The following is a 14034-nucleotide window of genomic DNA, read 5'->3' as shown; positions in this document are numbered from 1 at the left end:
GCGGTTTCGTGGATGCTGTCCCGGTAAAATCCGGTTCGGGCGCGAAAGACCGAGGCTTCGCCCGAAAGCGTGGATTGTCCATTTCGGGAAGTACGTAGTTCCCACGTCTTCTTTTCGGTCGGCCTGCCAATTGAATAACCCTGGCCGATATCAGCAGTCGCGAAAGGGGACGAGGAAAAAACCTTCACCGTTGGGTTTTTCCTTTGGGGTTAAGGGTTTTTTTACCATCGCTATTTTCCGAATCTGTGCGAGGTTCGGCGCAAGGGCAATCGCAGCCCCGAACGACGGCAACCGTTACCCTCATCAACTTCGCGGGGAACGTTTCATGTGCGCCAAATCAGGGCCGAAGACCGCTCGGCAGGATCATCGAATGCGCCCGTCGTCATGGACGTGCATCACGCGCGCCTGACGGCCACGGTCGCGACCCAGGTCGCCGAGCCCCACGCACACTGACTCGACCCGTCCGATTCGACGGCATCCGTGCCGGCGCGCGCCGCCGTGCCTCCTTCCCATTCGAACTCCGGGGCGGCGTCCGACGCGCGTCCCATCGCTGACCCATGAGCCGAGGATACCGCCATGTCCGTCACGTTCACCGTCGACACCAACGACCTCCGCCACATCCTGACGCAGATCCGCATCGCCGAAGAGTTCGCAGCTCCCGGCAACACGCGGACCCTGCAGGAGATCATCGGACCGGACGCGGCCCTGCTTCCCTACGGCCTGCGCGCCGTCGACGGGAGCAACAACAACCTCCTGCCGGGTCAGAGCCTTCTCGGGGCGGCGGACCAGCCCATGCCACGCCTCCTGTCGACCCAGTACACGACTGGCGCGGGCCAGTTCGACGTCAACGGGCCGGCCCCCGGCGGCGTTGTCACCAACAACGCTTACAGCGCTCCCGGCACGGTCATCGACACCAGCATTCGGACGGTCAGCAATCTCATCGTGGACATGAGCCCGCACAACCCGTCCGCGGTCGCGGCCTGGTTCGCCAATCCCATCGCCCAGGCCGCCTATGCGGCGGCTCACAACGGCGAGACGCCCCCCGCGGACTACGTCCCCACCGCGACCGAGATCGCCTTCATCCCGAACCAGTCGCCCGACATTGGCCTGTCGCCGCCCTTCAACGGCTGGATGACCCTGTTCGGGCAGTTCTTCGACCACGGGCTCGACCTCATCACCAAGGGGAACAACGGCTCGGTGATCGTTCCGCTGATGCCCGACGATCCGTTGATCGCGGGCGGCGACGGGGTGTTCGGCACCGTCGACGACCTGCCGGAGGCGCAACGCTTCATGGTCCTGACCCGGGCGACCCCCGTCGCGGGGCCGGGCGCCGACGGCGTGCTCGGCACGGCGGACGACATCCGCACCGCGGTCAACACCACGACGCCCTGGATCGACCAGAACCAGACCTACACCTCCCATCCCTCGCACCAGGTCTTCCTGCGCGAGTACGTCCGGGTCGACGTGACCCCGGGCGACGGCGTCGCCAATCCGGTCACCTTCGCGACCGGAAACCTTCTCAACGGCGGCGCGGACGGCAAGGCCATCGCGAACTGGGCCGAGGTCAAGGCCCAGGCCAAGATGATGCTGGGCATCGAACTCGTGGACACGGACATCCACAACGTGCCCGTGCTGATGACCGACCCCTACGGCCGCTTCATTCCGGGGCCCAACGGCTACGCGCAGATGCTCATGCAGCCCGACGCGACCCACGCCACCACGTGGTTCCAGGAGGGAACGGCGGAGGGCATCCGCACGGTCGGTGCGGTCAAGACCGGTCACGCCTTCCTCGACGACATTGCCCATTCCGCCAACCCCATCGTCCAGGGGCAGGCCGTGGCCGCCGACACGGATACGCTCACCGGCAACGCGGTCGGGATCAATCCCCAGACCGGAGCGAACCTCGCCTACGACAACGAGCTTCTCGACCGTCACTTCATCACGGGCGATGGGCGCGGGAACGAGAACATCGGCCTCACCGCGGTCCACACCATCTTCCACTCGGAGCACAACCGGCTCGTCGAGGCCAACAAGCAGACCATCCTGGCCTCGGGCGACCTCGCCTTCATCAACGAATGGCTGAGGGTCGACCTGACCTCCCTGCCGACCACATCGGACCAGGTCTCCGCGCTGCAATGGGACGGCGAGCGCCTGTTCCAGGGCGCCAAGTTCGTGACCGAGATGCAGTACCAGCACCTCGTGTTCGAGGAGTTCGCGCGAACGGTCCAGCCCAACGTCGACCCGTTCGTGTTCACGAACAGCGCCGATCTCAACCCGGCCATCACGGCCGAGTTCGCGCACGTCGTCTACCGCTTCGGGCATTCGATGCTGACGGACACCATCGACCGCATCGGCTTCGATATGCAGCCCATCGATGGCGACGTGACCGTCGCGGGCACCCAGGAGCTCGGCCTCATCGAGGCGTTCCTCAACCCGCTGGCCTTCACCGCGAGCGGCGTCGACACGGAAGCGGCCGCCGGCGCCATCATCCGGGGCATGACCCGCCAGATCGGCAACGAGATCGACGAATTCGTGGTCGATGCCCTGCGCAACAACCTGCTCGGGCTCCCGCTCGACTTGGCGACGCTCAACATCGCGCGCTCACGGGAACAGGGCGTCCCGACCCTGAATGAGGCCCGCGCCGAGTTCTACGCGATGACCGCCGACGCCAAGCTCAAGCCTTACACGAGCTGGGTCGACTTCGCCCAGAACATCAAGAACCCGGCCTCGGTGATCAACTTCATCGCGGCCTACGGCGACCACGCGCTCATCACGCAGGAAAGCACGCTCGCCGGCAAGCGCGCCGCGGCGACCGCCCTGGTCTTCGATATCTCGGTCGACGTGCCGGACGATCCGTCGACCCCGGTGAACGACGCGCACACCATCGCGCCGCCCGCGGATCGGCTCGATTTCCTCACCGGCACCGGCGCTTGGAATGCCGCGAATTCCGGTCTGAACGACGTCGACTTCTGGATCGGCGGCCTGGCCGAGGAGAAGATGGAATTCGGCGGGATGCTGGGCAACACCTTCAACTTCGTCTTCGAGACGCAGATGGAGAACCTGCAGAACGGCGACCGCTTCTACTATCTCAGCCGCACGCAGGGCATGAACCTGCTCAACGAGCTGGAGGCCAACACCTTCTCGGCCCTGGTCCAGCGCAACACCGATCTCGGCGACGAGGGCTCCTCGCATCTCAACGGATCGCTGTTCGGGCGGGCCGACCACATCCTCGAACTCAATCCGGTCAACCAGGTCGGTGACGACCCGACCCAGGACGACCTGCTGCTGCAGATCCTGGACCCGAAGGTGGTTCGCGTGGCCCCGGGCGCCGATATCGACGGAGACGGGCGCGCCGATGGCGGGATGCTGAAGTTCAGCGGCGGCGAGCACGTCGTCCTCGGCGGCACCGAGGGCAACGACACCCTCATCGGCGATAAGGGCATCGACACCCTCTGGGGCGACGGCGGTGACGATTACCTCAATGGCGGGATGGAATCCGACCAGATCTACGGTGGCGACGGCGACGACGTCATCGAGGACCCCTTCGGCGACGAGTTCATCCGGGGCGGCGAGGGCAACGACGCCATCTCGGGCGGTCCAGGCCTCGACATCCTGTTCGGCGGCGGGGGCAAGGATTTCATCACGCATTCGACCGATACGGTCGAGGTCTTTGCCGGGCGCGGCGACGATTTCGTCCTGGGCGGCAGCGCCGCCGACGGCCTGATGGGCAACGAGGGCGACGACTGGATCGAGGGCGGCGAGGGCTTCGACAGCCTCTCGGGCGAGAACTCCCAGCTGTTCTTCAACAGCATCATCATCGGCCACGACGTCCTCAACGGACAGGGCAACGACACCGACTACGACGGCGAGTCCGGCGACGACATCATGGTCCAGGGCGCCGGCATCCAGCGCAACAACGGCATGCTCGGGTTCGATTGGTCGATCCAGAAGGGCGACCCCAACGACGGGACCATCGACCTCGGCATCTCCCGCTTCGTCAACCAGCAGGCCCTGACCCTTCGCGACCGCAACGACTCCGTGGAGGGCGCTTCGGGCTGGAAGCATAACGATACCCTGATTGGCACCGAGCGGCCGACCGGAGCGGTCGGAGACCCCGCCGGCGGCATCGTCGGCGGACCGGCGACCGACAGCATGCTGCTGTCCCAGAACGTCGCCCTGATCGACGGCTTTGAGGCATTGCTCAAGCTGACCCCGGGGGCGATCCGCGGTCAGACCGTCGGCAGCGACGCCACGTCCTTTGCGAGCCTCGCTCCGGACACGACCGTATTCGACCCCCAGAACGGTGGCGATATCCTGCTCGGCGGCGCCGGCAGCGACACCATCACCGGTAAGGCCGGCAACGACATCATCGATGGCGACCGCTGGCTCAACGTCAGGATCAGCATCCGTGACGCTGGCGGCACCGAGGTGGCGACCGCCGACAGCCTCGCGGGCCAGATGTTCACGACGCCGGCCGGGCTCGCGAGCGGCACCGGACCGCTCTACCTCGGCGGAATGACCCTGCAGGCCGCACTGATGTCGCGGGCGGTGAATCCGGGCCAGCTCAACATCGTGCGTGAGATCCTCGACGCCGGACAAGGAGCCGACGTCGACACGGCGGTCTTCTCCGACGTGCGGGCCAACTACACCCTCACCAACCTCGGCGACGGCAGCTTCCGGGTCGACCACACCGGTTTCGCCGTGAGCCCGACCCTGAGGTTCTCGGACGGCATCGATACGTTGCACAACATCGAGCGGGCGCAGTTCTCGGACGGTGCCGTGTTCCTCACCAACGTGCCCGCGACGGGGGCGCCGACCGTCAACGACACGACCCCCACCGAACTGGCGACGATCAGGGCCAACGTGGCCGGAATCGCCGATCTGAACGGCCTGCCCACGACCTTCGCCTTCCAATGGCAAGCCCAGTCAGCCACCGGAGCCTGGACGGACATCGTCGGGGCGACCGGCCAGACCTTCACGCCGCAGCAGGCCCAGGTCGGGCTCCAGGTCCGTGTCGCGGTGAGCTTCACCGACCAGGGAGGCTATGCCGAGCGCGTCGTCTCAGCGCCGACCGACGTGGTCGGCGACAACATCGTCGACAACGGCCTGGGCAACAGTATCAACGGCACGGCAGGCGCCGATCGGATCCTCGCCAACGGCGGCAACGACACGGTGAACGCCGGGGCCGGTGACGACGTCGTCGACGGCGGGGCCGGCGCAGACACCATCAACGGCGCGGCCGGCAACGACACCATCCAGGGCGGCACCGGCAACGACACCATCGATGCCGGCGCCGGCGACGATGGGGTGACCTGGAACGGTGGAGCTGCGCTTGGGCCGGTCGCCCTCGTCCCCACCGATGGACGCGACGTGGTGAGGGGCGGCACCGAGGGACCCGTGGGAGACACCCTCGTGGTCAACGGCACCCTCGGTCTCGCCGAGACCTTCCGGGTCTACACGGTCGCCGCCTGGGGGCAGGTCGCCGGCAACAATGTCGCCACCCTGAGCCCCGGCACCGAGATCGTCATCACCCGTACCACGGGGGCTGGCATCGGCGCCGTCACCACCGTCATCGCCGAATTGCAGGAGATCGAGGAGATCCGGATCGGGACCGCCGCGGTCTCGGTGCCGAACCCGCCGACCAACGCGGGGGCAGGCGACAGCGTCTTCCTGATCGGCAACTTCTCGACGACCAGCCTGAACCTCAACACCGTCACCATCGACGGAACCGAGGGGAACGATACCGTCGACATCTCGGGCCTGACCTCGGCCCACCGGATCGTATTCCGCTCCAGTGGCGGTACCGACACCATCGTGGGAACGCTGCGGCCCCAGGACGTCATCGAACTGGCGCCGGGCACGACCCGCGCGAACTACACGGAGACGCAGGCGAACGGGGTCACAACCCTGACGAACGGCTCCCACAGCATCACTTTCGCAAGCTCGGGGACCCCCACCTTCGGGACCGTGCCGGCCACCGGCGGAAATCCGCCGGACGGGGGTGTCGGGAATGGTGGCGGCGTCGGGAACGGTGGAGGCGGCGGCTTCGCGCTCACCGCAGCGGACCTTGCCGGGATCAAGGCCCTCGTCACCGGGCAGCCCGTCGCCGGAGGCGACGACGACGCCAGCGGGGCCGCCGGCGTGCGCCACCTCTCGGGTGCCGGCAACAACCTCGATCATCCCGAGTTCGGAGCGGCCGACCAGCCGTTCATCCGGCTCACCGACGCCCATTACGGCGCCTTCGACCCGGCGACGAACAACAACGCCCTCAATCCGCTCTACGCCGGCCTCGATCCCCGCGCCATCAGCAACGTGCTGGGCACGCAGGAGGCCGACCTGCCGCACCAGGCCAACGGTTCGAACATCTTCTTCATGGCGTTCGGCCAGTATTTCGACCATGGCCTCGACTTCCTGCCGAAGAGTGCATCCAACGGCATTGTTCAGATCGACCTGCCCGGCTCCGGGCGCGCGCCCGGAACCAACAATCCGGCCGATCTGACCCGGGGCGAGGTCTCGTCCATCGTCGACGGCGTGCTCCAGCACCTCAACAAGACCTCCCCCTTCGTCGACCAGAACCAGGCCTACGGCTCGCACGAACTCGTCGGCCAGTTCCTGCGGGAGAGCGACGGCAACCAGGGCGTCGGTGCGCGCCTCCTCGCGGGTGTTCCGGACCCGTCCAATCCCGCCTTCAATCTGCTGCCCACTCTGCGGGAGCTCATCCAACATCATTGGGATGCGGACACGATCTTCCACGATTCCTCGCTCCCGGGTGGAGCGGTCAGCTTCCGAAGCTACGTCTCGAACTTCCCCCTCTCCGAGACCAGGACCGGCTCTTTGTTCAATGCGGCCGGAGCGTTCGACCCGGAGGCGGTAAGCGCCTTCGCCTCGAACTTCATGGGAAGCGGCAACGCGCTGCTCCTCGACACGAACCCCTTCGTCAGCCTGCTCGACCATTACGTGGCCGGTGACGGGCGCGCGAACGAGAACGTGTCGCTCACCGCCATGCACACGATCTGGGCGCGCAACCACAACTTCCACGTGGAGAACCTCGTGGAGGCCGGTTTCCAGGGTACGCCGGAAGAGGTGTTCCAGGCCGCCAAGACGATCAACGAGGCGGAGTACCAGCGCGTGGTCTTCGACGAGTTCGCGGATCAGCTCATCGGCGGCATGAAGGGCAATGGCACGCACGGTCACGGCGGCTACAACCCCGACGTCGATGCCCGGATCTCCCACGAGTTCGCCTCGGCGGTGTACCGCGTCGGGCACTCGCTGATCGGCGAGACGCTGACGGTCATCGGTTCCGACGGAGCGCCTCGGCAGGTCGCCCTCTTCGATGCCTTCCTGAACCCCTCGAACGCCCCGGACGTCTTCACGGCACCCCTGCCGCCCGGCTACGTGCCGCAGCCGGGTTACGCCCAGCTCGGGGCCAACGCCATCCTGGCCGGCGTCGCGACGCAGCCCGCCGAAGAGGTCGACTTCAACATCGTCGATGCGGTGCGCAACGATCTGGTGCGGATCAACGCCGACCTGTTCGCCTTCAATGTCGCTCGCGGCCGCGACGTCGGCCTCGGCTCCTTGAACCAGGTCCGCTCCGACCTCATGGCGTCCGCGGACCCCTACATTCGGGAGGCATTGGAGTATGCGGGCAACCTGACGCCCTATGCCTCCTGGGAAGACTTCCAGGCCCGGAACGGATTGAGCGACACCGTTATCGCGCAGTTCAAGGCCGCCTACCCGGACCTCACCCTAACGACGGCCGAGCAGCAGGCGGCCTTCGTGGCGGCCAATCCCGACATCGCGATTCACCAGCGGGCGGACGGCACCCCATACGTGAGCGGCATCGACCGGGTCGACCTCTGGGTCGGCGGCCTGGCCGAGCAGCACATCAACGGCGGCGTCGTGGGCCAGACCTTCTGGGTCGTGCTACACGAGCAGTTCGACCGCCTGCAGGAAGGGGACCGGTTCTACTACACCGACCGGTTCGACAATTTCGACTTTTACCAAAACATCGTCGATGGCCAGAACTTCTCCGACATCGTCGCGCGCAACACCGGCCTGACCGGCCTCCAGGAAGACATCTTCGCCGTCAGCGACGAGGACGAACCCATCGACGGAGGGGGCGGAACGGTCGGCGGGGGCACGGACGACGACGACGATGAGGACGGCGACACCCCGGGCGGTGGCAACCCCGATGACGGGGACGATGATACCGCGGGCGGCGGCGACTCCGATGACGGGGACGGCGACACCCCGGGTGGTGGCGGTTGCGACGATGACGGCGATACCGCGCCCGGGACGGGCGGGGGCGCGACGACCGGAGGTTCGACCGGAGGCACCACCGGCGGCGGGACAACCACGCCTCCGGCCGACCTTCCGGCAAGCCTGGTGGCCGGTACCGCCGGCGACGATGTCCTGCCCGGGACTGCGGGCGCCGACACGATCCTCGGCCTGTCCGGCGACGACAACATCCTTGCCGGCGAGGGGGCCGACGTGGTCCGTGGCGGCGACGGGAACGACTTCGTCGATGCCGGCGGTGGCCGCGACGTGGTCTTCGGCGGGGCCGGCGACGACGACATCCTCGCCGGCGGCGAAGACGACATGGTCTACGGCGATGGTGGTGCGGATCGCATCCTGGCTGGAGCCGGCAACGACCTCGTGACGGCGGGGGCCGGCAACGACTCGGTGATCGGCGGCGACGGCAACGACCTGTTCGTGGCCGAGGTCGGGGATGGCAGCGACAGCTACTGGGGCGACGAGGTCGGGGGCGGCATCGGCATCGACACGCTCGACATGTCGGCTATCACGGCCACCATCATGGCCGACCTCGGCACCGGTCTTGCCGGACGAGGCAGCGTCACGAGCAGCCAATCCGGTTCCGATACCCTCTGGGGCATCGAGAACATCGTGGCCGGCTCGGGCGACGACACCATCACGGCCAGCGACGCCGTGAACGTGATGGATGGCGGCCTCGGTGCCGACGTCTACCGCTTCCTCTCGGCGGCGGCGGCGAACGGCGACACCATCGCGAGCTTCCAGCCCGGCGACAAGGTCGACCTCAGCGGCATCGACGCGAACCAGGGCGTGGCCGGCAACCAGGCGTTCACGCTCGCGACCGGGGCGGCCTTCACCGGGGTCGGCGAGTTGCTGGTCACCCAGGAACACCGGGGGGACGGGGACTACACCGTCGTGACGGGCAACACCGGCGGCGACGCAGCCCCCGAGTTCAAGTTCAGCATCAAGGGAGCCCCGGCCGCGACGGCCGCGGACTTCGCCCTCTGACGCCGGAGGGGGCCGCGCCAGGCCCCCTCCGGTTCCGCCGCGCTCATGGGGGATAGAGACATGCGCTCCAGGGATCAGAAACAGCTCGCCAAGAAGAGAAGCACCGAGGCGCTGACCCGGCATTTCGGGATGCCGTTCGTCTTTCTCGTCGCGATGTCGGGCATCATCAACATCCTGGCCCTGACCGGATCGTTCTACATGCTCCAGGTCTACGACCGGGCGCTGCCGAGCGGCAGCCTGCCCACTCTGGTTGGGCTCTCGACGCTCGCCATCGGCCTCTACGTCTTTCAGGGCATGTTCGACGTGCTGCGCCAGCAGATCCTCGTTCGGATCGGGGCGCAGCTCGACCGCCGGATCGCCCCTCTGGCGCAGCGTGTCTCCATCGATATGCCGCGCTTCGGCTTCTCCACCGCAGAGGCGATGGAACGCAGCCGGGACGTCGACACCGTCCGCGGCTTCCTGGGGAGCCCCGGGCTCGTGGCGCTCTTCGACCTGCCCTGGACGCCCGTCTTCCTCGTCTTCGTCTACATGCTCCATCCCTGGCTCGGCGCGCTGACCGTTGCGGGCGCCGTCCTCCTCACCCTGATCACCATTCTCACCGAACTGCTGACCCGGCGCTGGACCGGGGCGACCCAGCAGGCGGTGGTGGCCCGCAACGCCATCGCGGACTCGAACGCCCGCAACGCCGACGTCCTGAAGGCGATGGGGTTCGCCGAGCGGGCCGTCGACCGGTATCGCCTCGCCAACAACGAGCACCTGGAACTGCAGACCCGGACGACGGACATCACCGGGACCTTCGCGGCCATCTCCCGCGTCCTGCGCATGATCCTGCAATCGGCGGTGCTGGGGCTCGGGGCCTACCTCGTCATCGGCGGCGAGCTCTCGGCCGGCTCCATCATCGCGGCCTCCATCACTTCGGCCCGAGCACTGGCCCCCATCGACCAGACCGTGGGCAACTGGAAAGGCATCGCCGTGGCCCGCAAGGCCTTCGGGCGGCTGACGGAAACCCTTGTCGCGCTCTCGGGCGTCGAGCGGCCGATGCCGCTGCCGATGCCGCAATCGTCCCTCCGCGTCGGGTCGATCACGGTTGCGACGCCCGGCTCCGGTCGGGTGCTGCTGTCGGACGTCGCGTTTGAGTTGACGGCGGGCCAAGCCCTCGGCGTCATCGGCCCCAGCGGCGGAGGCAAGACCACGCTCAGCCGGGCGCTGACGGGCATCTGGCCCATCCTGCGCGGCGGTATCCGCCTCGACGGGGCCGACCTGTCGCAGTGGGACGAGGACAGCCTCGGTCGCATCATCGGGTACCTGCCCCAGGAGGTCTGCCTGATGGACGCGACGGTCGAGGAGAACATCTCCCGCCTCGCCCAGGATGCCGACCCGGCCCTGGTGGTCGCCGCCGCCCGCGCCGCCGGTGTCCACGAGATGATCCTGCGCCTGCCCGACGGCTACCGTACCGAGCTCGGCCCGTTCGGGACCGCGCTCTCCGGCGGCCAGCGCCAGCGCATCGCCCTCGCGCGGGCGCTGTACGGCAACCCCTTCCTGCTGGTGCTCGACGAGCCGAATTCCAACCTCGACGGCGAGGGAGAGGCGGCGCTGGCCGCCGCCATCCAGGGCGTCCGCGCCCGCGGAGGGATCGCGGTCGTGATCGCGCACCGCCCGAGCGTGCTGGCCGCCGTCGACACCATCGCGGTGATCCAGGACGGCAAGCTGACCGCCTTCGGACCCAAGGATGCGATCCTCGGCAAGGCCGTGCGCGACGCATCGGTGGGAACCGATCCCGCAAAGATCGCAAGGGAGCGCTCCGTTCTGGAGCGGGTGCCGGCATGATCATCGAGACGAAGGGAATCAAGACCGGCGACGCCGCCCCGACCGGAGCGCAGACATACGCGCCGAAGGTAGCCGCCAAGTCGTCGCCGACGCCCTACTACCTGGCCCTCGCAGTCGCGGCCGTGGCCGGGTACCTGAAGTCCCTGTTCCACACCTCGGTTCAGGCCGAGGTCGAGCCTAGCGCCGCCGGACACGAGACGAAGGCCGCGCCCAAGCTGATCGTCATCGCCGCGTCGGACGTGGATTCGGACGAGCCCCCCGCCGAGCATCGGCTGCTGGGATCATCCGGGATCGTCCCCCAGGCCGAGACGCCAGCGCCAGAGTACGATGCCACCCACTTCCCCGCGCATACGCTCCACTTCGCCAGGCACGACCCCCAACCGAACCTCGGCGACTTCAAGTCGTCACCGATCATCCCACGCCCCATCAACGACAATGCCGACCAGAGACCCGGCGTCCGGGGCGGCGGCGGGGGAGGCCGGGACAAGGGCCACGGCGACGAGGGAACGGGTTCCGACAACGCCGACAATCCCGCGACCCGACCGCCCGGCGGGCTGGGCGGCGGCGAAGACCTTCCCGGCGGCGGCGAAGACCTTCCCGGCGGCAAAGACAAGCCTCCGGCCGAGGACCGTCCCTCGGGACAGGATTCCGCAGGCCCCGGCAAGTCGACCGGGATCGACGGAGATAGGGGCGTCGGGCCTGGCGACCCTTCCGGGGGGGCTAAGGATACCGGAGATGGCTCCGGCGCCGTCGCGCCCCGTCCCGTGTCAAACGATGATGGGGACGGCTCGACGGGCCGGCGCAATCGCGCGCCGACCACCAGCGGCACGGTCCAGCTCGCCGATATGGCCGCCTGTGCGCTGCTGCCCATCGCGCTGGCGGACCTTCTCAGGAACGCCGAAGATCCGGACGGCGACAGCCTTTCGGTCCGCAACGTCACGGTCTCGTCTGGAGCGCTGACCCGAGACGGCGACGGCTGGGTGTACGACGCCGATGATCTCGGTCCGGTCACCGTCACGTACGAGGTCACGGACGGCGAGCTCTCCGTCACCCAGACGGCGGTCTTCAACGTCGTCGAACACGAGCCGATGGTGGGCACGGACGGCGACGACCTCTTGCTCGGAACGCTTTGCGCGGACGAGATCGACGGCAGGGGGGGCAACGACATCATCGACGCCCGTGCCGCGGCCGACATTATCGACGGGGGCGCCGGAGACGACCACATCCTCGGTGGCGCCGGGGACGACGTGATCCTGGGGGGCGACGGGAACGACGTCGTGTTTGCGGGGATGGGGGCGGATCGGGTTTCGGGAGGCAACGGCAACGACCGCATCTTCGGCGAGGAGGGCGACGACATCCTTTTCGGCGACGCCGGTGACGACCTGCTCGACGGCGGGGAAGGCAGCGACATCCTCGTGGGGGGGATGGGAAACGACCTGCTCCTCGGCGACAGGGGCGATGATCGCCTCGACGGGTCGGAGGGAGCCGACGTCGCGTTCGGCGGCGCCGGGCGCGACGTGATTCTGGGCGGCCTCGGGGACGACCGTTTGGAAGGCGGCGATGACGCCGACGTTCTCTCGGACGGTCGGGGTCGGGACGTGGTCTCGGGGCAGGACGGGAACGACGTCCTCGTGGCAGCCCCGGACGGCGAGGCCGACCTGTTCGAGGGCGGCGCCGGAACGGATACGCTCGACCTGGCGGGGGTGGCAACCGATGTCGTGGTCGACTTGGCCGCCGGCACGGCTGTCGGCCAGGAGATCGGACGTGACACGGTCGCATCCATCGAAGTTGTGCAAGCCGGTGTCGGGAACGACGTCCTCATCGGAAGCTCGCAGGGCGATACCCTCATGGGAGGAGCGGGGCGGGACACGGTGTCGGGCGGCGCCGGCGACGATCTCGTCGACGGCGGGTCGGGTGACGATACCCTCGCGGACGGTGCCGGATCGGACACGGTCCTCGGAGGTGCAGGCGACGACCTCGTCAGGGTCGCCCTCGATGGGGAAGCCGACATCTTCGACGGCGGCGCCGGCACGGATACGCTCGACCTGTCCGGGACGCGGACGGGCATCGCCGCCGACCTGCTCATCGGCATCGCGACGGGCGCCGAGACCGGGCGGGGCCACCTCAACGGGCTTGAGGCGCTGATCGGTGGATCCGGCGACGATACCCTGTCCGGCAGTGACGGGAGCAACCGCTTGACCGGCGGGGAGGGGCACGACCTCATCGCCGGACGAGGGGGCGACGATGTCCTGGAGGGCGGTGCAGGGTGCGATACGCTCCTCGACGGAGCCGGGCGCGATACCCTGCACGCTGGTGCGGGCGACGACCGTATCGTCCTCGCGCTGGATGGCGACGACGATCTTGTCGACGGTGGCGCGGGCTCGGATACGCTCGACCTGAGCAGTGCGACCGGAGATCTGCTCGTCGACCTCGTCAACCATGTCGTGTCAGGCACCGAACTCGGGCACGACAAGGTGGAGTCCATCGAGCGGATCGTTTCCGGATCGGGCGACGACCGCTTCGTCGTCGGGGAGGACGACGTCGTGCTCACGGGCGGCGGCGGGACGGACGGCTACGTGTTCCTTGCCCGTACCGGAATGCAGGAGACCACCCGCTCCGTGCAGATCACCGACTTCTCGGTCGGAGATTACGTCGATCTCCTGAAATGGTCCCTCTTCGAAAAAGGGGCGAGTGCCACCGGTCACTCGCTGTCCGAAGCGATGGACCGCGACGATGGCACCGTTTCGGGCATTCGCTACCGGGCCGCGCTTTTCGACGAGGGCGACGCGACCGTCATCTCGGCCGACCTCGACGGCGATGATTCCTTCGAGACGACCCTCGTCCTCGACGGGCACCACACCCTGCTGTTCGTCGAGAAGCCGGCCGCGGCGACCCAGCCGACGACGCCTATCCATTGATGCAGCCTTC

General features: G+C 68.0%; 3 protein-coding genes. All 3 read left to right on the top strand.

The genetic code is table 11. The annotated features are described in order from the left end of the window. Window positions 1-576: 576 nt before the first annotated feature. From ASF57_RS14785 to ASF57_RS14775, 3 genes are read left to right on the top strand one after another with little or no spacing between them, the layout of a single operon-like run. A complete protein-coding gene (locus tag ASF57_RS14785; protein WP_056484736.1) occupies window positions 577-9279 on the top strand; it encodes a peroxidase family protein in 8703 nt (2900 codons plus the stop codon). A gap of 60 nt (window positions 9280-9339) precedes the next feature. Next, window positions 9340-11106: a type I secretion system permease/ATPase gene (locus tag ASF57_RS14780; protein WP_056484734.1), complete on the top strand. Its 1767-nt coding sequence runs from the start codon at window positions 9340-9342 to the stop codon at window positions 11104-11106. Next, window positions 11103-14024 carry a cadherin-like domain-containing protein gene (locus ASF57_RS14775; protein WP_056484732.1) on the top strand — a complete coding sequence of 974 codons (2922 nt, stop codon included), beginning with the start codon at window positions 11103-11105 and terminating at the stop codon, window positions 14022-14024. The genes ASF57_RS14780 and ASF57_RS14775 overlap by 4 nt, the downstream gene beginning before the upstream one ends. The last annotated feature ends 10 nt before the right edge of the window (window positions 14025-14034 follow it).

The organism is Methylobacterium sp. Leaf117 (assembly GCF_001422985.1).
In the GTDB taxonomy this organism is placed as follows: Bacteria; Pseudomonadota; Alphaproteobacteria; order Rhizobiales; family Beijerinckiaceae; genus Methylobacterium.
This window is presented reverse-complemented; position numbering and strand designations above follow the sequence as displayed.